Genomic DNA, 22501 nt, shown 5'->3' with positions numbered 1-22501 from the left:
TTCACGACACGGGGAACGAGGGGACGTTCACGCCAACCCAGGAGGGCATCATGCCCCCTCCAATGGACGCTTGGACCGAACTGGCCACTTATCTGCGCCTCCGGACCGGGGCGGAGCCGTTCGACGATCAGCACGTGCTCGGCGGTTCGGCCGAGTTTTTGGCCGCGCTGTCGCGGGCGCAACACAAGCCGGCCGCCCGCGGCGGGCGGGCCGATGCGGACGACGACCTCCTGCTGTGCCGGCGGATGCGGGCGCTGCATCTCGATCCGGACGAGCTCTATTGCAGCGATCCGCGCGCTTTCTCGGCGATGCAGCGGCTGTGCGGCAATTGCGACTGTCCGGGGCGCTGCGCGCAGGACCTCGGCGACGAGTTCGCCGATCCCGGCTGGCAGGACTGGCGCAACTACTGCCCCAATGCGACGACGCTGAGCATCCTTAGCGCGCTGCAGGGGTGCGGGCCGGACGAGCCGATCGCCTGCGACGGCTGACCGCCGCGAGCGGCGGTCGGTCGGTGGGGTGGAGCGGCGGGGCGGCCGCGAGCGGGAGGCTGCCGCGGCCGAGGGCGGTTTGGGCCGGACGGGCTTCGCGTCGAAGGCTCTGCGCGGTTGGGCCTCGGGTCGCAGGGCGCCGGGGGCACGGGGTCGGGCCAAGTGAGGTTCAGGCCAACTGAGGTTCGGGCCGAATGGGGTTCGAGCCGGACGGGCCGGGGCCTGATAGGTCGCGCCGGATAAGGTCTCGGGCGGTGCCGTGACCGGCGGGCCGTGCTAGACGGCTCGGCATGGATGCGTACCGTCATTGCGAGGCTTTGGTGCGGGAGGCGGACAAGGACCGCTTCCTCGCGACGCTGTTCGCGCCGGCCGAGGCGCGGCTGCATCTCTTCGCCCTCTATGCCTTCAATATCGAGATCGCGCGGGTGCGCGAGGTCGCGAGAACGCCGATGGCGGGCGAGATCCGCCTGCAATGGTGGCGCGACGCGCTGGCAGGCGAGGGCCATGGCGAGGTGCGGGCGAACCCGGTGGCGGCGGCGCTGCTGAACACCCTCGAGGCGGGCCGGCTGTCACCCGCGCCGTTGCTCGATCTGATCGAGGCGCGCAGCTTCGACCTCTACGACGACCCCGTTCCGCATCTCGACGCGCTTTACGGCTATGTCCGAAAAACCTCGTCCAACCTCGTTGCCGCGGCAGGAAAAATCCTCGCCGGCGACGACCCGCTGATCGGCACGCTGGCGGGTCCCGCCGGGATCGGCTCCGGGCTCGCCCGGCTCTTGCAGGCGTTTCCCGCCCACGCCTCGCGCGGCCAGATCTTTCTTCCCGCCGACCTGCTCGCCCGGCACGGCGTCGCGCCCACCGACATTTTGGCCGGCCGGCCGAGCGACGGCCTTCGAGCCGTGCTCGCGGATTTGCGGGCGCGGGCAAGACTGGAGCTCGCCGAAGCCGAGCGGGCGGCGCCGCTGCGGCCGAAGGCGGCGGCCCCCGCCTTTCTGCCGGTGGCGCTCGCCGGACCGCTGCTCGCCCGCCTGGAGGCGAGCGAAAACACCCCGTTCACGCCGGTCGAGGTGCCGCAATGGCGGCGCCAGTGGACGCTTTGGCGCGCCGCCCGCCGGGCGCGATGATCCTCGGTCAGTACGGCCGGCGGTCGGGGTCGATCTCGCCCGCCTGGAGGCGGCGGGAAAAGGCCTCGTGCGCCCGGCGGATCGCCTGGGCGAGATAGTCGACCGACTGGGCGCCGGACACCGCCAAAACGCCGCCGAACACGAAGCACGGCACGCCGTCGACGCCGGCCCGCTGGGCGGCCTCGGCCTCCTCGGTCACCGCCGCCTCGTCCTCGTCGGTGGCGAGCCGGGCGGCGACGCGGGCCGGATCGAGCCCGATATCGGGCGCCGCGCCGACCAGCACGTTGCGCTGGGAGAGGTCGGCGCCTTCGGTGAAATAGAGGTCCATCAGCCGCTGCTTCATGCGGGCCTGCCCGGCGCGGCCGAACGCGTCGTTCGCCCAGCGGATCAGCCGGTGGCAGTCGATCGTGTTGGGCTGGCGGACCAGCTTGTCGATCGCATAGACCAAGCCCTCGGCCTCGGCGGCCTCGACCATGCGGGGCGCGTTCGCCATGTAGCGCTCGACCGAGCCGAATTTCGTCTCGAGATACTGGCGGCGGGCGATGCCCTCGCGCGGCACCCACGGATTGAGGAAGAAGGTGCGCCAGCGCACCTCCACCGGAATCTCGGCCGTCGCGGCGATCGCCTTCTCGAGCCTGCGCTTTCCGATGAAGCACCACGGGCAGACGACGTCGGACACGACATCGATCGGCATTTTCGTCGGCACCGGCGTGGTGGCGGCGGGGGCATCGGGCGCGCCCGGCGGGGTGGGGCTGTCGGTCATGCGGTCCTCCGTTGCGAGGACACTTAGGCGCTTCGCCGGCATCGCGAAACCCGCGCCGGCGCAAGGCATGCCTTTCGGCGGCCGACCGCCCGCGCGTCCCGCTACTCGGCGGCGACCGGGGTCGGCTCGGAGACGCGGGCGAGCAAGCTCTCCACCGTGTCGGTGGGTTTCAGCATTGCGAGCGTCACCGCGGGGTCGATCCGGCCGTTGGGGTCGCCGGCCGGCGCCAGCATGGTGTGGCGCAGCACGCTGGCGATGCGGCGGGCGACGGCGTGCGCCTTGTCGAGCGCGGTCGCCTGGAACGCCACCAGGATCGAGCCGTCGCTCGCCCGGCAGGCGAAGTCGACGCTGCGCACCAGCCGGCTGACCAGCCGGGCGGCATCCAGGCTCGCCCGGCGGCCGACGGTGGGCGGAAACGAGAAGCGGGCGAGCGACAGCGCGGCGCGGTTCGTCTTGGTCTCGGCGACCGCCCGGTCGAGGTCGCGCAGGAAGCCGGTGACGGTGAACAGGCCGGTATGGGTGTCGATCAGCCCCTGGGCGTCGAGTGAGGCGAGCCGGCGCCTGAGCCGCGCCTCGAAGGCGTGCATCCGCACCAGCGGCAGCAGCGTCGTCACCACCTCGGCCGGCGGGCCGAACAGGTTTTCCAGATTGGGCAGCTTGGCCGGATCGAGGCCGGGCGGCACGCCGGGCAGCAGCGCGATCGGCAGGTCGCGGAAGCGCGGGTCTTCGGCGAGGGCGGTGAGGAAGGCCTCCAGCGTGCGCGGCCCAAACCCGTCGCCGATGACGATGCCGTCGACGTCGCGGGCGTTGAGATAGCGGGCGGCGGTCTCGATGCCGAGCGCGCCGATCAGGCCGAGCCGCTCGCCGACCGCGGTGCCGAGCCCGGGATAGGTGCGGCCGCGGCCGGTCACCAGCACGGTGGCGTCCTCCAGCGGGTCGCGCTCCGGCCAGGCGGGCAGGTCGGTGGCGGCGTCGGCCTCGTCGCCGGCGACGATCTCCTCGCGGCGCAGGACGGTCGCATGCAGCGTGCGGACCCGCTGTGCCGAAGCGAGGCGGGCGACGATCCGCTCGCAGGCGGCGTCGGCGGCGATCGGCAGGGCGTCGGGCAGGCGGGCGCGAAAACCCTCGACCGGGGCGGCGAGCACCGGCGTCCATACGGGGAAGCCCGCCACCGCCGCGGCCACCGCGTCGAGGAGGGAGGTGTCGGGCATGTCGGCGGCCTGCGGCACCACGATGCCGGCCGGCGCAGCCTCGGCGACGGCGTTCGCCGCGCGCGCCCAGGCGGTGTCGATCACCGGCGCACCGCCGGCTCGTTCGAGCGCATGCACGAGGATCGGATCGACCTCCTCGGCGACCACCACGACCGGACCCTGCAGCGACATCGGCGCTCCCTCGAAAAACCCGAGGAAGAGCCTAGCGGAACGTCATTAACGGCCCGTCAAACGGTCATGGGGATCTGGCGGTATCGGCCCGAGTCGTGAAAAGCCTCGTCTCGGTCGCCGGAAGGTCGCGGCTTTCCGCAGCCGCCCCCTCGGCCGGAGCCCTCGCTTCCGCTCGGTCTCCGACCTCTCCCCGTGAACGGGGCGAGCCTCTCCCCGTGAACCGGGCGAGGTCGCGAGTGAAGCGAGCGGGCGAGGGGGCCTCGGCTCGGCAACGGCATTCGCGTCAAATCTCCAGCAAGAGCCCGTCATGGGCGGTCTCGCAGGAGACGTCGGCGAGGTGCGCCAGCATGTCGGTGCTCATATGGGTGAGCAGCGTCTGGCGTGGTGCAATTCTCGGCAGATGCCTCGCCAGCGTCGCCCAGCTCAGATGCCAGGGCACGTCCTTCGCGAACCAATAGCATTCGGCGACGAGCAGGTCGGCGTCGCGGCCGAGCGGCACCAGCGTCTCGGTCCATTCGGTGTCGCCGGTATAGGCCAGCACGCGGCCGTCGAGCTCGATCCGGTAGCCATAGGCGGGGGCGATCGCCTCGCCGTGCGCGACGGGGCTCGGCCGCACCGTGAGGTCGGCGAAGCGCCAGGTCTCGTCGGCGACGAGCTCGACCAGCGTCAGCGGGAATTGTTGGCGCGTCCGCGAGGAGCCGGGAAAGGCCAGCTCCATCGCCTGCGGATACCAAGACGCGAGGCCCGGCGGGCCGGCAACGGTGAGCGGACGGGTGCGCTTGGCAAAGAACTGCGCGTCGAGCACGAGGAACGGCAGGCCGCCCGCATGGTCGGCATGCAGATGGGTGATCAGCACGAGGTCGATCGCCGGCCGGTCGATGTTTTCGCGGTGCAGGCCGACCATGGAGGTCGCGCCGCAATCGAGCAGAAAGCGCGTGCTTTGCCCGGTGACGTGAAAGCAGGTGTTCAGCCGGCCGCCGGAGCCGAAGGCGTCACCGCAGCCGACGACGCGGAACTCCATGGCACCCTCGTCTCAGGCGGCGGAGCGGGCGGCCGGGCGATCGCGGAAGGCGCCGACCACCAGCGCGCCGGCGCCGCGCTCGGCGAGCGCCGCGCGCACCGCCGCGCCGTCGGCGGCGTGGCCGAACAGCCGCTGGCCCATCAGCACGTCGGGCAGCGCGAGGAGGAAGGCCGTGCGGTCGATCGACTCCAGCGTCCGCTCGGCCGCCGCCAGCGCGAGCCGGGTGCCGCCGATGCCGACCAGCCCCGCCGGTGGCGCGGTCACCACCATCGCGCGGGTCTCCTTGTCGACCCGGCAGAAGTGGCGGGTGTCGACATACTGGTCCTGCTCGACTGCGAGGCACGGCGCGCTGCCGCGCTCGGCGCCGGGCGGGAAGGGGAAGCGCGGCACCATCGCGCCGCGCATCGCCAGCGTGCCGTGATCGGTGCGGGTGATCTCGGCGACCAGCGCCGCGCCGCGGGTCGCGCGGGGCGCGGTGACCGGGCCGGCGCCGATCGGGGCGGGGCGACCGTCGGCGCCGCGCCGGGCGGCGAGCAGCCCGGTCTCGCCGAACACCGAGAGATCGACCAGCCGGGCGCGCGTTCGCGGGTCGTCGGCCGACCAGTCGGCGCTGCCGGCGAGCCGCTCGGGGGCGCGCCACACCGCCAGCACGGCCGCCAGATTGTCGGCTCGCGCAAAAATGCCGGCATCGCGAAACCGCTCGGCGAGCGGGCCGGGCACCGCCACCGCGCGGGCATCGAGCGCGGCGATCTGGTCGCCGAGCGCGTCGGCGTCGAACGGCATGTGCAGGCCGAGCGTGCCGCCGCGCATCAGCCACGGCACGATCGCGCAGGCGAGGCCGGCGAGCGAGCCCGGATGCATCGTCGTGACGAGCGTCTGGTCGGGCTCGAGGCGGGCCTCGAGCGCCACCGTGAGGCCGGCGGCGAGCAGCTCGACATGGCTGCGGCCGACCGCGATCGGCCCGATCTCGGAGGTCTCGAAGGTGACGGCCGCGACGTGTGCCGCCGGGTTCACCGGGCGCTCGACCGCGGGGCAGAGCGCGCCGTCCGGCTCGTGGGTGCCGGCGAGCAAGGGGTCGAGCGGCACCAGCCCGTCCGGCAGCGCGACACCGAGCGTGCCGAAGCCGCACACCGCGCGCACCGAGAAGGTGTCGGCCGCAGCCTCGAGCGCGATCTGGGCGAGGTCGGCGTCGCCTGCCGAGCCGCCGGCGACGATCCCCTTGGCGCCGACCCGCGCGAGCGCCGCCGCGACGTCGCCCCGCCGCCACAGGAGCGGCAGCGGCATCGCGATCAGCCCGGCGCGCAGCACGCCGAGAAAGGTCAGCACCGCCTCGACCGAGGTCGGCATGTGCAGCGCCACCACCGCGTCGGCGGTGAGCCCGAGCGAGCGCAGGCGGACGGCGATCGCGCCGACGATGCGGTCGGCTTCCGCATAGGAGAGCGTGAGCGGCTCGCCGGCGCCGAGTGTTTCGCGGTGGGGCGAATCGGCCAGCGCCACCGCATCGGGGGTGCGGGCGCGAACCCGCGCAAACATGTCGTCGAGGGTCGTCCGCCCGGCGTTCTGGGCGAAGGCGATCTCGTCGGGAAAGGTGTCGCCGAGGATCATCGGGGCCGTCTCTCCGGGCACGGGCGCAACGGGGGCGGGCTCCGGCAGGCTGCGGAATCACCCGCGCGCAGGATGAATCAAGGTGTCGAGTCGCGCCACCACGTTTCCGGCAGATAGCCGGACAGCGAGGTCTTCTGCGGATGCATGACGTCGCGCCAGCGGGCGACCCACTGGTCGGGCAGATGGTAGAGCGGCACCACGTACTGGCCGGAGATCAGCACGCGGTCGAGCGCCCGCACCGCCGACACGAAGTCCTTTCGCGTACGGGCGGCCAACAGGGCGGCGATCGTCGCATCGACCGCTTCCGAGCGCACGCCCATGTAGTTGCGGCTGCCCGGCTGCCCGGCCGCCGCCGAACCCCAATAGAACGCCTGCTCGTTGCCGGGCGACAGCGACGCGTCCCAGCGGTTCTGGATCATGTCGAAGTCGAAGCCGATCTTTCGCTGCTCGTACTGCACGGCGTCGACCACGCGCACCTCCGGCACGATGCCGGCCCGGCGGAGGTTTTGCGCGTAGGTGAGGGCGAGGCGCTCCTGATCCTTGGTGGTCACCAGGATCTCGAACGAGAAGGGCGCGCCGGTCGCCTTGCTCGTCAGCACCTGGTTCTCGATCTCCCAGCCGGCGGCGGCGAGCAGCGCGAGCGCGGCCTTGAGGGTGTCGCGGTCGCGGCCGGAGCCGTCCGATTTCGGCGGTTGCCAGCTGCCGTCCATCACGGCGGGGAGCACCGCGTCGGGGAAGGGGGCGAGCAGCGCCCGCTCGGTCGCGTCCGCCGGACGCCCGGTGAACGCCAGCTCGCTGCCGGCGAAATAGCTGCCGGTGCGGGCATAGAGGCCGTAGAAGAAGGCGCGGTCGATCCATTCGAAGTCGAACAGGCGGATCAGCGCCTCGCGCACCCGGATGTCGGCGAAGATGTTTCGGCGGGTGTTGAAGACGAAGGCGAGCATGCCGCGCGGCAGGCCGGTCGAAAAAGCCTCCTTGACCACCCGCCCGTCGCGGACGGCGGGGAAGTCGTAGCCGGTCGTCCAGCGGCCCGGATCGGTCTCGGCATGGAGGTCGAACAGGCCTTTGCGGAACGCCTCGAAATAGGCGTTGACGTCGCGGTAGAAGTCGAGCCGCACCGTGTCGAAGTTCCAGAAACCGCGGTTCACGGCCCGGTCCCGGCCCCAGTAGTCCGGATTGCGGGCGAAGACGACGCTGCGGCCGGCATCGACGCTCTCGACCACGTACGGCCCGCTCCCCATGAGCGGCGTCAGCGTCGCCTGCTCGAACGTGTCCGGGTCCACCGCGTGGCGCGGCAAGATCGGCATCAGCCCGAGAATCAGCGGCAGCTCGCGGTCCTCGGCGCCCGAAAGGTCGAACCGCACGGTGCGCGGGTCGATCGCCTCGGCCTTCACGACCTTGGCGTAGTAGGTGCGGTAGTTCGGCCGGCCGTGCTCGCGCAGCAGGTCCCAGGAGAAGACGACGTCGTCCGCCGTCACCGGCTGGCCGTCGGCAAAGCGCGCATCGGGGTCGATGCCGAAGGCGACGAAGGAGCGGGCGTCGTCGGTCTCGACCGTGCGGGCGAGCAGCCCGTAAAGGGTGAACGGCTCGTCGTAGCCGCGCGCCATCAAGCTCTCGACCACATAGCCGCGCACCGCCTGCACCGGCACGCCGCGCACGACGAACGGGTTCAGGCTGTCGAAGGTGCCGAGCAGCCCTTGCGTCAGCCGGCCGCCTTTCGGCGCGTCCGGGTTCACATAGGGGAAGGCCGCAAAGCCTTCCGGCATCGCCGGGGCGCCGTGCATGGCGATCGCGTGACGCGGCCTTTCGGCGTCCGCCAGCGCGCGCGAGAGGGGGCCCGGCGCGAGCACGGCGGCGCCCGCCGCGGCGAGCAGGCGGCGGCGGGAGAGGACGAGAGGTCCGGAAGCGGTGGGAATCACGGGCACGGCAGCCACAAAATCGCCGATTCGGTCGGGGATGCGGAGATGCTATCACGCTCGTTCCGGTCGTCGCGCCGGCCGCGCGGAACCCTTTGGAACCCGCCGGCCGCAAAGCCGCGAAACAACCCCGCGCGGTCCGTCCGGATGTCACTTTACTGCCCCATTTTAAAGGTGTTACAGCCGGGCCAGAGCAATGCGCGTCGCATGGCGGGGATCGCCGCGGCACGGCACCTGAAGAGGAATCCGATGACTCGTCCGAGCCAAACCGCACCGGGCCGCCCGGCGCGACGCTCCCTGTCGAAGGCGACGGCAGCGGTCGTTTCGGTGACCGCGGCGACGCTGGCCTGCGCCTCGGTGGCGTATGCCCAGCAGTCCGCTCCCGCCAAGCCCGTCCCGGCAAAACCCGCCCAGGGCGCCGCGCCGCAGGGGCAGGCGCAGCAGCAGCCCCAGCAGCAGGTGCAGCTGATCTACTCGCCGTGGGCGAAGTTCTGCGGCAAGGGCAAGGACGCCAACGCCAAGCAGGTCTGCTTCACCGGCAAGGACGCCCGCACCGAGGCCGGCCAGCCGGTGATCGCCGCCGCCCTGATCGAGCCGGAGGGCGAGACCAAGAAGCTCTTCCGCATCACCTTGCCGTCGCCGCTGCAGCTCCAGTACGGCACCCGGCTGATCGTCGATCAGCAGCAGCCGATGACGGCGCCGTTCTTCACCTGCTTCGCCAACGGCTGCATGGCCGACTACGAGGCGACGGCGGACATGATCGACAAGCTGAAGAAGGGGCAGGTGCTGACCGTCCAGGCGATCAACCTGGCGGGTGCGGCGATCAGCTTCCCAGTGCCGCTCGCCGACTTCAAGAAGGCGAACGAGGGCGCGCCGACCGACCCGAAGGTGTTCGAGGCGCAGCAGAAGAAGCTGCAGGAGGAGCTCCAGAAGCGGGCCGAGGAGGCGCGCAAGAAGCTGGAGAGCCAGAACGCCGCGCCGAGCCGCTGACGGTTTTTCCGCACGGGCTTCGGTTTGCCGGCCACATTCGCCCGGCCACGATCGAGACGAGAAGCGCGCCCTTCGCGGCGCGCTTTTTTCGTTTTGGCGAACGATGGCTCGGCCGGATGCGCGGTCGGAGGTCTCCTTCCCCTTTCGTTCCACGAACGTTCGCAAAAAATTCGCGACGGTGCCGAACCACCGGCGACAATGAACGTTATGGTGGAGACAGGCGAGGGTACGACCATGCTCGAGAACGTGCCGCGGCCGATCGGCAAGGCGATGTCCGGTCTTCGTGCCGGGCTCGACGAGATCGTGTACCGCGCGGCGGCGATGGCCGAGGTGCCGGAGACCATCACGCTCCACAGTCCGGCCTTTTCCGACGGTGCCGCGATTCCGGCCCGGTTCACCGCCGACGGCGAGGGGGCGTCGCCGCCGCTCACTTGGCACGGCGTGCCGCCGGGCAGCCGGCTGGTGCTGATCGCCGAGGATCCCGACACCCCGGCGCCCGAGCCGTTCGTCCACTGCATCGTTCTCGACCTGCCGGGCCGCGACGAGGGGCTCGGCCTCGGCGAGCTGGCGAGCCCGGCCGGCTCCGGGCTGCACCACCGGCTCGGCCGCAACTCCTTCCTGAAGGCGCAGTACCTGCCGCCCGACCCGCCCAAAGGCCACGGGCCGCACCGCTACGTCTTCCAGCTGTTCGCGCTGGACCGGGCGCTCGCGCTCGACGGGGTGCCCGGCCGCACCGAGGTGGTGGAGGCGATGCGCGGCCACGTGCTCGCCAAGGGGATGCTGATCGGTACCTACGAACGGCCGTGAGGCGCGGCGAACAGCCGGCGGGGACGACGAGGGAGCGGACGGCGAGGAAGCGGACGGCGAGGGGATCGGTCGAGTCGCCCCGACCGATGGGCTTCGAGAACGACCACCGTCCCGGCGGTCAGTTCAGCACCGAGTGGCGGGGGCGGTAGGAGCCGTCCTCCTCGTCGCGCTCGAACACCTCCGAGACCTGCGGGTGGCGCAGCGGCTCGCCCGATTCGTCCGGCAAGAGGTTCTGCTCGGACACGTAGGCGATGTACTCGGTCTCCGCGTTCTCGGCGAACAGGTGGTAGAACGGCTGGTCCTTGTTCGGCCGCGACTCTTCGGGGATCGCCTCGTACCACTCGTCGGTATTGGCGAACACCGGATCGACGTCGAAGATCACGCCCCGGAACGGATAAATCCGGTGCCGAACCACTTGGCCGATGGTGTACTTCCCGAGCCGCGGCTTTTTCATGAAGGACAAAATACCGCAGGTTCGCGACGGGGAACAGCCGCGCGTGCGTCACCGGACCGGCCGGTGCGCCGACCGACAGCCAGAGCGTAATCCCCGGCCCGCCGGCCGGCGCGAGGCCGGGCGGCGGAACCAGAGCGGGAACCAGAGCGGGAACCTGGGCGAGGGGACCGGCGATCCGAGGCTGGCGCCGGAGCCGGCCAGCGGTCACAGCCCGTAGCGGGCGGCCAGCTCGGGATCCTTGGCGGAAACCAGCCGGGCGAGGTCGACCAAGACCTTGGCCTGCTTCCAGGTGGCGTCGTCCTGCATCTTGCCGTCGACCATCGCGGCGCCCGAGCCGTCCGGCATCGCCTGGATGATCTTGTGCGCCATCTTCACCTCGGCCGGATCGGGCGAGAACACTTTTTTGGCGATCTCGATCTGGGTCGGATGCAGCGTCCAGGCGCCGGCGCAGCCGAGCAGGAAGGCGTTGCGGAACTGCGCCTCGCAGGCGGCCGGATCGGAAAAATCGCCGAACGGACCGTAGAACGCCTTCAGGCCGGTGGCGGCGCAGGCATCGACCATCCGCGCGATGGTGTAGTGCCACAGATCCTGCTGATAGGCGGGGCGCGCCTCCCCCTCGGCGACCGGATCGGCGAGCACCCGGTAATCGGGATGGCCGCCGCCGACCCGCGTCGTCTTCATCGCCCGCGAGGCGGCGAGGTCGGCCGGGCCGAGGCTGAAGCCGTGCATGCGCGGCGAGGCGGCGGCGATCGCCTCGATATTGTTGACGCCCTCGGGCGTCTCCAGGATCGCATGGATCAGGATCGGCTTGCGCAGCCCGTAGCGGGCCTCGAGCTGGGCGAGCAGCTGGTCGAGATAGTGGATGTCCCACGGCCCCTCGACCTTCGGCAGCATCATCACGTCGAGCTTGTAGCCGACCGCCTCGACGATCTGCAGCACGTCGTCGAGCATCCAGGGCGAGTTCAGCGCATTGACCCGCACCCACAGGCTGGTGGTGCTGAAGTCGTTGGCGCGCGCCATCTCGATAAAGCCGCGGCGGGCCTCCTCCTTCTCGTCGGCAGGAATCGCGTCCTCGAGATTGCCGAGCAGGACGTCGACCCGGCCGATCAGCTCGGGCACCTTGGCCCGGACCTTCTCGATGTGGGGCGGCACGAAGTGGATCATCCGCTCGAGCCGGACGGGAAGCTCGCGGCACGGCGCGGGCGCCCCGATCGCGAGCGGCTTGAAGAAGTTGCGAGGAAGCTTCATCGACCCTGGTTCCGCTGACTGGATTTGTGCCGGGGGCGGGCGGGACCGGAAGGTCGAGGCACACCACCGGACGGCATGGCTGCGCGGCTCGTGAACCGATGTCCGCACGGCCCGGAAATGATCTAAGAAAGAGCGCTCGGTCGTCCCTTCAGCCTAGAGGAAGGTTCGCCGTCCGCCAAGCCGGCCCGTGCCCGGGAACCCGGCGACGGAACGGCGCGTCCCCCGCCTTTCATGCTCGACGTTCTCAATCTCGCGATCCCCCCGTTCGCCCTGATCTTTCTCGGCCTCGCCGCCGGGAAGTTCGTGCGCATCCCGGAAACCGGCCTCGCCTGGATGGACGTGTTCGTCATCTATCTGGCGCAGCCGGCGCTGTTCTACCGGATGCTGGCCAAGACCCCGGCGCACGAGCTGACCCAGGTGTCGTTCATCGCCGCCACCACGCTCGCGACCTTCTCGGCGTTTCTGCTGGCGTTTGCGGTGGCGCTGGTGGTCGAGCGGGGGCGGCTTCGCGAATCGACCATCATCGGCGTTGCGGGCGGCTGTGGGAATGTCGGCTTCATGGGGCCGGGCTTGGCGATCCCTGCGCTCGGCATGGGGGCGGCGGCGCCGCTCGCGCTGGTGTTCTGCTTCGACGCGGTGCTGATCTTCGTGATCGTGCCGATCCTGATGGCGCTCGCCGGCAAGGGCGGCGGGGTTTTTGCCACCGCCCGGCTGGTGCTGCGGCGGGTGTTTCTGCATCCCTTCATCGTCGCCAGCATGCTCGGCGTCGGCTCGGCGGTGAGCGGGCTGCAGCCGCCGTCCGGTATCGACCGGCTGCTCGAGATGCTGCAGGGCGCCGCCGCCCCGAGCGCTCTGTTCGCGCTCGGCGTCACCATCGCCGCCCGCCCGGTGGAGGCCGCCACCGTCGCGCTGCCGGTCGCGGTGGTGGTGAAGCTCGTGCTCCACCCGGTGATCGTGCTGGTGTGGCTGTCGCTGCTCGGGCCGTTCTCCGAGACCTGGGTCTACACCGCGATTTTGCTCGCCGGCATGCCGCCCGCGGTGATCGTGTTCATCCTCGCCCGCCAGTACGACGTGCGGGTGGCCGAGGCCTCGACCACGATCCTGTTCGGCACCGCCTGCTCGGTCGTCACCGTGACGACGCTCCTGTGGCTGGTGAAGAGCCGGGTGCTTCCGCTCGCGCTGTTCTGAGGGGGCGGTCTTCACCCCAGCGGCTCGCCGCGCATCAGGCGAGGCGCCGCCACCATCGGGGCGACGCCCTCGCGCATCACCGCGCGGCGCAGCGGACCGACCTTCTGCAGCATCCACAGGCCGGCGCCGCGGGTCGCCTGGATCGGCAGATAATCGCTCAACAGGCTGCGGTTGAGGAGGTCGACCGCGAGCGTCCGGGTCGTCACGTCCGCCCGGCGGGCGGCGTCGTAGCGGCAGGTGACCGACGCTTTGCCGGGATCGTCGCCGGCGCGCAGCGCGTCGACCGTGAGCTCGGCGACGGTCGCGGCATCGCGCAGGCCGAGATTGAGGCCCTGCGCGCCGATCGGCGGGATCACGTGGGCGGCCTCGCCGATCAGCACCACGCGCTCCGAGGCGAAGCTTTTGGCGGTCTCGGCGGCGAGCGGGAAGACGCCGCGGCCGGGCTCGACCGCCACCGTCCCGACGATCGAATGGGTGCGGCCCTCGACCTCGCGGTTCAGCGCCTCGGGGGCGAGCGACTGCAGCCGCTCGGCCTCGTCGGGCAGCACGACGCACACCACGCTCATCCTTCGGCCAGGCAGGGGCACGATCGTGAACGGCCCCTCGGCGGAGTGGAATTCCGTCGAAGTGTCATGGTGCTGCCGTGAGCAGCTGAAGTTGAAGGTGAGCGCCGTCTGGGGGTAGGCGCGGTGCGTCGTGCCGATCCCCGCCGCCTCGCGCACCAGCGAGCGCCGTCCGTCGGCGGCGACCGCGAGCCGTGCCGAGACCGTCCGCCCGCTGGACAGCCGCACCGCCACGCCGTCCTCGGCGATCTCCACCCCGACCGCGTCCTCGGCGATCCGCTGCAGGGCCGGCAGCGCATCGGCGCGCGCCTCGAGGGCGGCGACCAAGGTCCGATTGGCAATGTTCCAGCCGAACGCGTCGAGCCCGATCTCGTCCGCCGAGAACCGCACCTCGGGCGCACGCCACAGCCGGCCGGTGTCGTCGACGATCCGGAGCTTTTTCAGCGGCGCGGCGTCCGCCTCGCAGGATTCCCACACGCCGAGCGCAGTCAGCGCGTCGACCGAGCCGGCGAGCAGCGCCGTCGTGCGGTTGTCGCGGGTGGGCGCCGACCCTTCGACGAGCACGGTCGGAACCCCGCCGGAGGCGAGCGCCACCGCCGCCGTCAGGCCCGCCGGCCCGCCGCCGACCACCAACACCTCGCCCGTCACCGCGCCGCTCGTCCCGTCCGATTCCATTTCCGTTCCCCGGCAAAGCATGGGATGTTCCGCCGCCGACTATGCCAAGACTCGCGCGAAAACCCCAAACCGGGCGGCGCGGGAATTCGGCCGGTACGCCGCACGGGTCCGTCTCGCTCGTGCGGGTCACCCCCCGTAACGCATGGAGACGCCGAAACGCATGACCGACGCCTCGTCGCATCCGGACCTCCGCCGCGGGCCGCTCGTGCGTGCGAGCCGCGCGCTGTCGCGCCCGACCGTGGTGGCGCTCGCCGCCCTCGGCGTGATGGTGATGCTCGGCTGGGTCTATCTCGGCCTGATGGTGGCGGGGATGGCTGCCGGCGGGCAGGGGGCGGCGCTCGGCCCCGGCATGGCCGTTTTCGACCTCCTCGGCGGCGGTGCGCTGCCGGACGGATTTGCCAAGGCCCTGGTCGCCGCCATCTGCTCCCCGAGCTTTGGCCACGACGCGGCGGCCGGGGTCGGGGAGGTCGCGTTGCTGGTCGCCATGTGGGTGGCGATGGCCGCGGCGATGATGCTGCCGACCGCCGGCCCGATGATCGTGACCTATGCCGAGATGGCCGAGCGCGCCCGCAGGCGGGGGGAGGCGGCCGTCTCGCCGCTCGTGCTGATCGCCGGCTATGGCGGCGTCTGGCTCGGCTTCGCGGTCGTCGGCGCGCTCCTGCAGGCGGGGCTTTCCCGCGCGGCGCTGATCGATCCGGCGATGGCCTCGGCGAGCCCGCTGTTTTCCGGCGCGATCTTTCTCGGGGCCGGGGCCTACCAGTTCTCGGACCTCAAATTCGCCTGTGTCACCCGCTGCCAGCGGCCGTTTCCGTTCTTCCTGGTCGAATGGACGACCCGCGCGGCCGGCGTGTTTCGGCTCGGCCTGCGCCAGGGGCTCTTCTGCCTCGGCTGCTGCTGGGCGATGATGCTGGTGATGTTCGCGGTCGGCGTGATGAACGTCGTCTGGATGGCGGCGCTCGGCCTGATCATGGGGCTCGAGAAGATCGCCGTCACCACCCGCTTCTCGAAGGCGATCGGCGTCGTCTTCCTGGCGATCGGCGCCGTGCTGATCGGCACCGCGGTCGCCGCCCACTGGCCGGGCCGAGTGGTCTGACCGCCCACGCCCGCGCGAAAGCGCCGCAGCCGGTGCCGCTTGCCTCGGCGAGAGCGGCCGATATCACTAGGCATCCGTAATTTCCCCGATTGGGCCTCCCGCCATGCTCGACCTTCTGACCGACCCCAACGCCTGGGCCGCGCTGGTGACCCTGAGCGCGCTCGAGATCGTGCTCGGCATCGACAATGTCGTGTTCATCTCGATCCTGGTGTCCAGGCTCGATCCCAAGGTCGCGGAGCGCTCGCGCCAGCTCGGGCTCGCCCTCGCGCTGGTCTTCCGCATCGCCCTCCTGTTCACGCTCACCTGGCTGATGGGTTTGCGCGAGCCGGTGTTTTCCGCCTTCGGCCACGGCTTTTCCTGGCACGACGTGATCCTGATTTCGGGCGGCCTCTTCCTGATCGCCAAGGCGACCCACGAGATGCACGCCGAGATCGAGGCGACCGACGACGCCGAGGCGGGCGTCGGGGAGGCGGTGAAGGCGTCGTTCGCGCTGATCATCGCCCAGATCGTGGTGATCGACCTCGTCTTCTCGATCGACTCGATCGTCACCGCGATCGGCATGGCGCAGGACATCCGCATCATGGTCGCGGCGGTGATCATCGCGGTGGCGGTGATGTATGCGGCCTCCGGGCCGGTCGCGGCCTTCGTCGCGGCGCACCCGACCACCAAGATGCTGGCGCTCGCCTTCCTGGTGCTGATCGGCGTCGCGCTGGTCGCCGACGGCTTCGAGGTCCACATCCCGCGCGGCTACGTCTATTTCGCGATGGCCTTCGCGGGCGCGGTCGAGGCCTTCAACATTCTGGCGCTGCGCAAGAAACGCCGCCGGCGCCGGATGCCCGGGACGCAAACGCCCGAGCCGCACTGAGCGCCCGGCGGCACCGGCTGCCGGGGCTCTCTCTGCCGGATTTGGCGCCGCGGCCCGCTTGCGCCGCCCGGCATACCTCCTAAAATCCTCGGCCTTGCGGGGGCTCGTCCCAAAAATCTCCCGCATGCCCGGCAGGCGCGTCCGCGCTCTGCGGAAAAAACTCCCGAGGAGAGTGCCATGGTGGCGGCCGTACGTGTGCACCGGGTCGGCGGACCCGAGGTCCTGACCTACGAGGAGGTCGACGTGCCGGCGCCGGGGCCGGGCGAGATCCGCATCGCGCAGGCGGCCGCCGGCATCAATTTCATCGACACCTATTTCCGCACCGGCGCCTATCCCTCGCCGGTCGGCCTGCCGTTCGTCGCCGGCAACGAGGGCGCCGGCACCGTGACGGCGGTCGGCCCCGACGTGACCGATGTCGCGGTCGGCGACACGGTGGCCTATGTGACCGGCCTCGGCGGCTATGCGGCCGAGCGCATCCTGCCCGTCGGGCGCGCGCTGAAGGTCCCGGACGGCATCGACCCGAAACAGGCGGGCGGCATGATGCTGAAGGGCATGACGGTCTGCTACCTGCTGCGGCGGACCTTCAAGGTCGGGCCGGAGCACACCATCCTGATCCATGCGGCGGCGGGCGGCATCGGCCTGATCGCCTGCCAGTGGGCGCGCCATCTCGGCGCGACGGTGATCGGCACGGTCGGCTCGGCCGAGAAGGGCGAGCTCGCGAAAGCCAATGGCTGCGACCACGTGATCCTCTATCGCGAGGAGGATTTCGTCACCCGCGTCAAGGAGATCACCGACGGCAAGCTGTGCGACGTGGTGTACGACGGGGTCGGCAAGACGACCTTCCCGGCGTCGCTCGACTGCATCCGCCCGCTCGGCACGTTCGTCTCGTTCGGCTCGTCGTCGGGCCAGATCGACGCCTTCAACATCAACATCCTGCAGTTCAAGGGCTCGCTGTTCGCGACCCGGCCGACCCTCAACCACTATGCCGCGAGCCGTGCCGACTACGAAGCGCTGGCGGGCGAGCTGTTCGAGGTGGTGAAGGCCGGGCAGGTGACGATCCCGATCCAGCAGACCTATGCCCTGAAGGACGCCCGCAAGGCCCACGAGGACCTCGAATCGCGGGCGACCACCGGCGCCTCGATCTTGGTGCCCTGAGCGTCCGCGAACGGAAAGTTCGGTCTCGCCGTGGCGGTCGAAAAAACCTGGGGCGTCTTCGCGACGATCGCGATCGCCGTGCTCGCCTTCGGGCTCGGGCAGGGGGCGGCGGCGGCGAGCCTGTCGCTCCTCATGGGGCCGTCGGCGCTGGGGCAGGGGCTCAATGCCGGGGCGGCCGTCACGCTGGTGACGGTCGTCGCCAATGCCGTCGTGGTGGTGACGCTGGTGCTGGCGGCGCGGGTGTGCGGCCCGGCCGCCGCCTATCTCGGCCTCGACCGGCCGCCGCTGCGGATGGTGCTGTTCGGGCTCGCCTGCGTCGTCTCGCTGATCGTGCTGGCCGACGGCGCGACCTGGCTCACGGGGCGCGATCTCGTGCCGCCGGTGCAGCTCGTGATGGTGCGCAGCGCCCAGGCCGAGGGCGTGCTGCCGCTGCTCCTCGTGGCGCTGGTGCTGGTGGCGCCGGTCGGCGAGGAGCTGTTGTTTCGCGGCTTCCTCTTTCGCGGCTGCGCCCGCTCGGAGATCGGTGCCCGCATCACCATCGTCGCCGCGGCGATCGCCTTCGCGGCGCTGCACGTCCAGTACGACTGGTTCGGCATGGCGCTGGTGCTGCTCGCCGGGCTCCTGTTCGGCTGGATGCGCTGGATCAGCGGATCGACGACCCTCGCCATCCTCCTGCACGTGGTGCTCAATCTCGCCGGGGTGACCGAGACGCTCTTCACCGCCTGGTGAGCGTTTCACCCGGAGCGCCGGGCGAGCGGCCCGGAGCGCGCTCCGTCGGTGGCGGAGGCGACCGGCGGCGCCGGCCGCGTTCCGCCCTCACAGCTTGTCGGCGATCTCCTGGAAGACCGTATGGTCGGTGCCCTGGTCCGGCGGTACGCGCGGCAGCACGTGGATGTCGATGCCGGGCGCGAAGGCGCGCAGCGTGTCGGCGGTCTCGCCGAGCGGGATGGTGCTGCCGGGGGTGGCGCTGATCACCACCGCGGCGATCGTCAGCCCGCGCTGCTTCAACACCTCGAGCGCCGTCAAGGTGTGGCTGATGGTGCCGAGATAGCTGCCGGTGACCAGCACCAGCGGCGCCCCCACCGCCTCCATCAGGTCGAGCAGCGTGCGGGTCTCGTCGAGCGGGGCCATGATGCCGCCGACGCCCTCGATCACCAGGATGTCCTCGGTCTCGGCGATCCGCTTCTTGCACAGCTCGATCACCGCCTCGGCGTCGATGTGGCGGCCTTCGCGGCGGGCGGCGAGATGCGGCGCGAGCGGCGCCTCGTAACGGAACGGCGCGACCTTGGCGATCGTCTGGTCGTCCACCTCCTGGCCCGCCGCGGCGATCAGGAGGCCGGCGTCGCTGCCCTCCATCTCGCGCGGATCGTACCCGCTCTGTACCGGCTTGAGCGGCTCGACCGTGCGGCCCTTCGCCTTCAGGGCCCGGATCAGGCCCCGCGACACGAAGGTCTTGCCGACTTCGGTGCCGGTGGCGGTGACGAATACGACAGTCATGGCACTTTCCCCAGTACACGGTGGCGGACGAGCGCCGCCAACCGTTCGATCTCGGAATCCGGGTGGGCCGGCGTGAACGACAGGCGCAGCCGGGCGGTGCCGGGCGGCACTGTCGGGGGCCGGATCGGCACCACCAGGAATCCTTCCTCGGCGAGCATGCGCGAGGCGGCGAGCGTCGCCTCGGTCTCGCCGACCACCACCGGCACGATCGGGCTCTGCGCGTCCGGCAGGCCGACCAGCCGTGTGAACAGTTGCGCCTTCTTCACCGGCGTCGCCGCGTAGTCCGGCTCGGCCTCGATCAGGTCGAGCGCGGCGATCGCGGCGGCGACCACCGGCGGCGGCAGCCCGGTGGAATAGACCAGCGTGCGGGCGCGGCTCTTCATCAGCTCGACCACCGGCCGCGAGGCGCACAGATAGCCGCCATAGCCGCCGATCGCCTTCGACAGCGTGCCCATCTGCAGCGGCACCGCCGCCGGCTCGGCATGCGCGTGGGTGGAGCCGCGGCCGTGGCCGAGGACGCCGATGCCGTGCGCATCGTCGGCCATCAGCCAAGCATCGAACTCTTCGGCGAGCCGACCGAGCGCCGGCAGCGGCGCGAGGTCGCCGTCCATGGAAAAAACGCCGTCGGTGAGCAGGAGCGCGTGCGGATGCGCGGCGCGGTGCTCCGCGAGCAGCGTACGGGCGTGATCGACGTCGTTGTGGCGGAACGGCGCGACGGTCGCGCGTGACATCCGCGATCCGGCAAAAATGCAGGCGTGCGCCAGCTCGTCGATCACGATCAGATCGTCGGGTCCGACCAGCGCCGGGATCACCCCGGTGTTGGTGAGATAGCCGGAGCCGAACACGCAGCACGCCTCGGCACCCTTGAGGCGGGCGAGCCGCGTTTCGAGCTCGCCGTACAGCGGATGGTTTCCGGTGACCAGCCGCGAGGCGCCGGCGCCGAGGCCGTAGCGGTCGAGCGCCGCATGCGCCGCCGCGATCACCGCCGGATGGTGAGAAAAGTTCAGATAGTCGTTGCAGGAGAACGAGAGATAGGAGCGGCCGTTCCGCTCGACCAGCACTCCGGGGGCGCGGGCCGTGTCGATCAGATCGCGCTTGAGCCTCGCACGCGCGAGGGTGTCGAGCTTGGCGGAGGCGTAGGCGTCGAGGGAATGCATCGAGGTTCAGCTTGCGGGAAGGTGGTAACGCAGATCGTCCAAAGGGTTTCGCCTCCCCCGGCAATCGGATATTGCAGCCTTGCGCCGTCCGGTCTCTCGATCCGACGCAACCGCATCAGGGTGACCGCCCTCGCGTCCGAGAGCAACCGGCGATAGTGGGGGAAACGCCATGCATGGCCCGCATGAGGATCGACTTTTTCGGCCCGAGGCTAATCCCGGCGGAGAGGTGACCGCTCCATCATGGTACCGCGAAGGGCGGCCTCACGTGTGGCTTCCCTACGCCCAGATGAAAACGGCCCCGGCACCGCTTCCGGTGGCGCGGACTTTCGGCAGTCGTATCGTGCTCGCCGACGGAACGGTATTGGTCGATGGTATCGCTTCGTGGTGGACCGCCTGCCACGGCTACAATCATCCCCACATCCGTGCCGCGGTTGCCGCCCAGCTCGAGACGATGCCGCACGTGATGCTCGGCGGCCTCCTGCACGAGCCGGCGGCGCGGCTGTCGGCGCGGCTCGCGGCGATGCTGCCGGGCGATCTCGATCACGTCTTCCTCGCCGACTCCGGCTCGATCGCGGTCGAGATCGCGCTGAAGATGGCCGTCCAGTACCAGCTCAATGGCGGGGTCCGCGGGCGCAAAAAATTCGTCGCCTTCCGCGGCGCCTATCACGGCGACACGACGGGCGCGATGGCGGTGTGCGACCCGGACGAGGGCATGCACCGCATGTTCGCGGGCCTTCTGCCCGAGCAGATCATCACCGACCTGCCGACCGACGAGGCGAAGGCCGAGGCGCTCGACCGTCTGCTCGCCGAGCGCGCCGACGAGATCGCCGGCATCATCGTCGAGCCGTTGGTGCAGGGCGCCGGCGGCATGCTGATGCACGACCCGGAGGTTTTGCGCATCCTGAGAAAGCTCGCGGACCGGCACGACGCGCTGCTGATCTTCGACGAGATTTTCACCGGCTTCGGCCGCACCGGAACGATGTTCGCGTGCGAAGCGGCCGGCGTGGTGCCGGACATCGTCACGCTCGGCAAGGGCTTGACCGGCGGCACCATGACGCTCGCCGCGGTGGTCGCGACCGATCGGGTCTATGGCCGGTTCTGGTCGGACGATCCGCTGCACGCGATGATGCACGGGCCGACCTTCATGGGCAATCCGCTCGCCTGTGCCGCCGCGAACGCCTCGCTCGATCTGTTCGAGAGCGAGCCGCGGCTCGAGCAGGTCGCAGCGATCGAGGCGGCGCTGAAGGACCAGCTCGCGCCGTGCCGTGCGCTGCCGGGCGTCGTCGACGTGCGGACGATGGGGGCGATCGGCGTGGTCGAGCTCGACCGCATCGACGACCTCGCGGACCTGAAGGACCAGTTCGTGAAAGCGGGTGTCTATGTCCGGCCGTTCGGCCGTATCGTCTATCTGACGCCGGCCTTCACGATCGGCATGGACGATCTCGCCCGCCTCACCGGCGCGATCGTCGAGGTTTTGGGACAGCGATGACCGAGAAGAACACGAGCCCGACCCGCGTCGCCGTGATCGGAGCCGGGGGGATCGGCGGCCTCGTGGCCGCGCATCTCGCCGAGGCCGGGCACACCGTGACCATCTGCGTGCGCACGCCGTTCGACCGGCTGGTGGTCGAGCGGGACGGGCGCACCGACACGGTCGATGCGGCGGTGCTGGCGAGCCCGGAGGGCCTTTCGCCGGTGCCGTGGGTGCTGGTGACGACCAAAGCGCAGGACACCGCCTCCGCCGCGCCGTGGCTGGAAAAACTGGTCGGGGCGGGCACCACGGTGGTGGTGGTGCAGAACGGCGTCGGCCACGAGGAGCGGGTCGCGCCGTTCGTCGGTGGCGCGCCGGTGCTGCCGGCGCTGATCTATTCAGGCGTCGAGCGGGTGTCGCCCGGCCGCATCCGGCTGCACACCGCCGGTCGCATCACCGTGCCGGCGGGTGCCTCGGCGGAGACATTCGCGGCGCTGATGCAGGGCAGCGGCATCGAGGTCGCGCCCGATCCGGACTTTCTCACCGCGGTCTGGCGCAAGGTGTTGACCAACACCGCGGCCAACCCGGTGACCTGCCTCACCGGCCGGCGGGTCGGCGTGTTTCGCGAGCCGGACGCGTTTGCGCTCGCCAAGGCGCTGATGATGGAGGCGGTCGCGGTCGGGCAGGCGGAAGGCGCGCAGATCGGCGAGAGCGACGCCGACAAGACGCTCGCGCTGCATCTCTCCTACAATCCCGAGACCGGCACCTCGATGCTGTACGACCGGCTCGCCGGCCGCCGGCTGGAGCACGAGTACATCACCGGCACGATCGTCCGGCTGGCGGAAAAGCACGACATCGCGGTGCCGCTCAACCGGGCGTTTCTCGCGCTTCTGCGCGCGGTCGACAACGGCATCCGCGACGGGACGATCGAGCGGTAGGGGCGCCGCTCATACCAACGGCGACAGAGATCGACCTCGTCCTGAGGAGCACTCTGCAGGAGTGCGTCTCGAAGGGCGAGGCCACGGTGCGGGCCTCATCCTTC

General features: G+C 70.9%; 21 protein-coding genes. 11 read left to right on the top strand and 10 right to left on the bottom strand.

Annotated features, from left to right (window positions below):
- Nucleotides 1–50: 50 nt before the first annotated feature.
- Together A33M_RS09680 and A33M_RS09675 are read left to right on the top strand one after the other, a co-directional pair.
- The gene (locus A33M_RS09680) at nt 51–488 is read left to right on the top strand and encodes a hypothetical protein (protein ID WP_157223405.1); all 438 of its coding nucleotides are present in this window, start codon (nt 51–53) and stop codon (nt 486–488) included.
- Between the two features lie 290 nt (nt 489–778).
- Entirely contained in the window at nt 779–1612 is an 834-nt protein-coding gene (locus A33M_RS09675; protein ID WP_040619963.1) for a phytoene/squalene synthase family protein, read from the top strand.
- A gap of 7 nt (nt 1613–1619) precedes the next feature.
- Here A33M_RS09675 and A33M_RS09670 read toward each other — a convergent pair whose 3' ends face one another.
- The 5 genes from A33M_RS09670 to A33M_RS09650 all read right to left on the bottom strand — a co-directional run bounded on the left by A33M_RS09670 (nt 1620) and on the right by A33M_RS09650 (nt 8302).
- Nucleotides 1620–2375: a DsbA family oxidoreductase gene (locus A33M_RS09670; RefSeq protein ID WP_008386363.1), complete on the bottom strand. Its 756-nt coding sequence runs from the start codon at nt 2373–2375 to the stop codon at nt 1620–1622.
- A 101-nt stretch (nt 2376–2476) separates the two neighbouring features.
- Complete coding sequence (locus tag A33M_RS09665) at nt 2477–3757, bottom strand: GGDEF domain-containing protein (RefSeq protein ID WP_008386362.1); 1281 nt, start codon at nt 3755–3757, stop codon at nt 2477–2479.
- 283 nt (nt 3758–4040) lie between these two features.
- A complete protein-coding gene (locus A33M_RS09660) occupies nt 4041–4778 on the bottom strand; it encodes an MBL fold metallo-hydrolase (RefSeq protein ID WP_008386360.1) in 738 nt (245 codons plus the stop codon).
- A gap of 12 nt (nt 4779–4790) precedes the next feature.
- On the bottom strand, nt 4791–6383 hold the full coding sequence (locus A33M_RS09655; RefSeq protein WP_008386357.1) for an AMP-binding protein: 1593 nt from the start codon (nt 6381–6383) through the stop codon (nt 4791–4793).
- Nucleotides 6384–6460: 77 nt separating this feature from the next.
- The gene (locus A33M_RS09650; protein WP_008386355.1) at nt 6461–8302 is read right to left on the bottom strand and encodes an extracellular solute-binding protein; all 1842 of its coding nucleotides are present in this window, start codon (nt 8300–8302) and stop codon (nt 6461–6463) included.
- A 246-nt stretch (nt 8303–8548) separates the two neighbouring features.
- Here A33M_RS09650 and A33M_RS09645 point away from each other — a divergent pair, with 246 nt between their 5' ends.
- On the top strand, nt 8549–9289 hold the full coding sequence (locus A33M_RS09645; protein ID WP_083850395.1) for an invasion associated locus B family protein: 741 nt from the start codon (nt 8549–8551) through the stop codon (nt 9287–9289).
- A 234-nt stretch (nt 9290–9523) separates the two neighbouring features.
- A complete protein-coding gene (locus A33M_RS09640; protein ID WP_008386344.1) occupies nt 9524–10096 on the top strand; it encodes a YbhB/YbcL family Raf kinase inhibitor-like protein in 573 nt (190 codons plus the stop codon).
- A gap of 118 nt (nt 10097–10214) precedes the next feature.
- Here A33M_RS09640 and hspQ read toward each other — a convergent pair whose 3' ends face one another.
- Complete coding sequence (gene hspQ / locus A33M_RS09635; protein WP_040619960.1) at nt 10215–10550, bottom strand: heat shock protein HspQ; 336 nt, start codon at nt 10548–10550, stop codon at nt 10215–10217.
- A 204-nt stretch (nt 10551–10754) separates the two neighbouring features.
- Complete coding sequence (locus A33M_RS09630; RefSeq protein ID WP_008386341.1) at nt 10755–11798, bottom strand: HpcH/HpaI aldolase/citrate lyase family protein; 1044 nt, start codon at nt 11796–11798, stop codon at nt 10755–10757.
- Between the two features lie 231 nt (nt 11799–12029).
- Between A33M_RS09630 and A33M_RS09625 the strand changes: the two genes are divergently transcribed.
- Nucleotides 12030–12986, top strand: coding sequence for an AEC family transporter (locus A33M_RS09625; protein WP_008386340.1), 957 nt, complete (start codon nt 12030–12032; stop codon nt 12984–12986).
- 11 nt (nt 12987–12997) lie between these two features.
- Here A33M_RS09625 and A33M_RS09620 read toward each other — a convergent pair whose 3' ends face one another.
- Nucleotides 12998–14224, bottom strand: a complete 1227-nt coding sequence (locus tag A33M_RS09620) for a UbiH/UbiF family hydroxylase (protein ID WP_052026989.1) — start codon at nt 14222–14224, stop codon at nt 12998–13000.
- Nucleotides 14225–14384: 160 nt separating this feature from the next.
- Here A33M_RS09620 and A33M_RS09615 point away from each other — a divergent pair, with 160 nt between their 5' ends.
- The 4 genes from A33M_RS09615 (at nt 14385) to A33M_RS09600 (ending at nt 18066) form a co-directional block, all read left to right on the top strand.
- A complete protein-coding gene (locus A33M_RS09615) occupies nt 14385–15317 on the top strand; it encodes a DUF2182 domain-containing protein (RefSeq protein ID WP_052026988.1) in 933 nt (310 codons plus the stop codon).
- A 103-nt stretch (nt 15318–15420) separates the two neighbouring features.
- Nucleotides 15421–16182 (top strand): TerC family protein, encoded by a 762-nt coding sequence (locus A33M_RS09610; RefSeq protein WP_008386337.1) that lies wholly within the window; start codon nt 15421–15423, stop codon nt 16180–16182.
- Between the two features lie 177 nt (nt 16183–16359).
- Nucleotides 16360–17337 (top strand): quinone oxidoreductase family protein, encoded by a 978-nt coding sequence (locus tag A33M_RS09605; protein ID WP_008386336.1) that lies wholly within the window; start codon nt 16360–16362, stop codon nt 17335–17337.
- Nucleotides 17338–17367: 30 nt separating this feature from the next.
- Nucleotides 17368–18066 (top strand): CPBP family intramembrane glutamic endopeptidase, encoded by a 699-nt coding sequence (locus tag A33M_RS09600; RefSeq protein ID WP_008386335.1) that lies wholly within the window; start codon nt 17368–17370, stop codon nt 18064–18066.
- An 87-nt stretch (nt 18067–18153) separates the two neighbouring features.
- Here A33M_RS09600 and bioD read toward each other — a convergent pair whose 3' ends face one another.
- Both bioD and A33M_RS09590 read right to left on the bottom strand, forming a co-directional pair.
- Nucleotides 18154–18834: a dethiobiotin synthase gene (gene bioD / locus A33M_RS09595; protein ID WP_008386334.1), complete on the bottom strand. Its 681-nt coding sequence runs from the start codon at nt 18832–18834 to the stop codon at nt 18154–18156.
- On the bottom strand, nt 18831–19991 hold the full coding sequence (locus A33M_RS09590; RefSeq protein WP_008386333.1) for an aminotransferase class I/II-fold pyridoxal phosphate-dependent enzyme: 1161 nt from the start codon (nt 19989–19991) through the stop codon (nt 18831–18833). The genes bioD and A33M_RS09590 overlap by 4 nt, the downstream gene beginning before the upstream one ends.
- A 169-nt stretch (nt 19992–20160) precedes the next feature.
- On the opposite strand from A33M_RS09590, the gene A33M_RS09585 reads away from it, so the two are divergent.
- The gene (locus tag A33M_RS09585) at nt 20161–21480 is read left to right on the top strand and encodes an adenosylmethionine--8-amino-7-oxononanoate transaminase (RefSeq protein ID WP_192814101.1); all 1320 of its coding nucleotides are present in this window, start codon (nt 20161–20163) and stop codon (nt 21478–21480) included.
- Nucleotides 21477–22397: a 2-dehydropantoate 2-reductase gene (locus A33M_RS09580; RefSeq protein ID WP_008386327.1), complete on the top strand. Its 921-nt coding sequence runs from the start codon at nt 21477–21479 to the stop codon at nt 22395–22397. Before A33M_RS09585 ends, A33M_RS09580 begins: the two co-directional genes overlap by 4 nt.
- Nucleotides 22398–22501 lie beyond the last annotated feature (104 nt).

The organism is Rhodovulum sp. PH10 (assembly GCF_000293785.1).
Lineage (GTDB): Bacteria > Pseudomonadota > Alphaproteobacteria > Rhizobiales > Xanthobacteraceae > Rhodoplanes.
The sequence above is the reverse complement of the archived record's forward strand: the minus strand, read 5'-3'. Positions and strand labels throughout refer to the sequence as shown.

Bases quoted from the DNA above. Each gene is read 5' to 3' on its own strand.
- A33M_RS09680 (WP_157223405.1), top strand. From the start codon at position 51: ATGCCCCCTCCAATGGACGCTTGGACCGAACTGGCCACTTATCTGCGC.
- A33M_RS09675 (WP_040619963.1), top strand. From the start codon at position 779: ATGGATGCGTACCGTCATTGCGAGGCTTTGGTGCGGGAGGCGGACAAG.
- A33M_RS09670 (WP_008386363.1), bottom strand. From the start codon at position 2,375: ATGACCGACAGCCCCACCCCGCCGGGCGCGCCCGATGCCCCCGCCGCC.
- A33M_RS09665 (WP_008386362.1), bottom strand. From the start codon at position 3,757: ATGTCGCTGCAGGGTCCGGTCGTGGTGGTCGCCGAGGAGGTCGATCCG.
- A33M_RS09660 (WP_008386360.1), bottom strand. From the start codon at position 4,778: ATGGAGTTCCGCGTCGTCGGCTGCGGTGACGCCTTCGGCTCCGGCGGC.
- A33M_RS09655 (WP_008386357.1), bottom strand. From the start codon at position 6,383: ATGATCCTCGGCGACACCTTTCCCGACGAGATCGCCTTCGCCCAGAAC.
- A33M_RS09645 (WP_083850395.1), top strand. From the start codon at position 8,549: ATGACTCGTCCGAGCCAAACCGCACCGGGCCGCCCGGCGCGACGCTCC.
- A33M_RS09640 (WP_008386344.1), top strand. From the start codon at position 9,524: ATGCTCGAGAACGTGCCGCGGCCGATCGGCAAGGCGATGTCCGGTCTT.
- hspQ (WP_040619960.1), bottom strand. From the start codon at position 10,550: ATGAAAAAGCCGCGGCTCGGGAAGTACACCATCGGCCAAGTGGTTCGG.
- A33M_RS09630 (WP_008386341.1), bottom strand. From the start codon at position 11,798: ATGAAGCTTCCTCGCAACTTCTTCAAGCCGCTCGCGATCGGGGCGCCC.
- A33M_RS09625 (WP_008386340.1), top strand. From the start codon at position 12,030: ATGCTCGACGTTCTCAATCTCGCGATCCCCCCGTTCGCCCTGATCTTT.
- A33M_RS09620 (WP_052026989.1), bottom strand. From the start codon at position 14,224: ATGGAATCGGACGGGACGAGCGGCGCGGTGACGGGCGAGGTGTTGGTG.
- A33M_RS09615 (WP_052026988.1), top strand. From the start codon at position 14,385: ATGACCGACGCCTCGTCGCATCCGGACCTCCGCCGCGGGCCGCTCGTG.
- A33M_RS09610 (WP_008386337.1), top strand. From the start codon at position 15,421: ATGCTCGACCTTCTGACCGACCCCAACGCCTGGGCCGCGCTGGTGACC.
- A33M_RS09605 (WP_008386336.1), top strand. From the start codon at position 16,360: ATGGTGGCGGCCGTACGTGTGCACCGGGTCGGCGGACCCGAGGTCCTG.
- bioD (WP_008386334.1), bottom strand. From the start codon at position 18,834: ATGACTGTCGTATTCGTCACCGCCACCGGCACCGAAGTCGGCAAGACC.
- A33M_RS09590 (WP_008386333.1), bottom strand. From the start codon at position 19,991: ATGCATTCCCTCGACGCCTACGCCTCCGCCAAGCTCGACACCCTCGCG.
- A33M_RS09585 (WP_192814101.1), top strand. From the start codon at position 20,161: ATGCATGGCCCGCATGAGGATCGACTTTTTCGGCCCGAGGCTAATCCC.
- A33M_RS09580 (WP_008386327.1), top strand. From the start codon at position 21,477: ATGACCGAGAAGAACACGAGCCCGACCCGCGTCGCCGTGATCGGAGCC.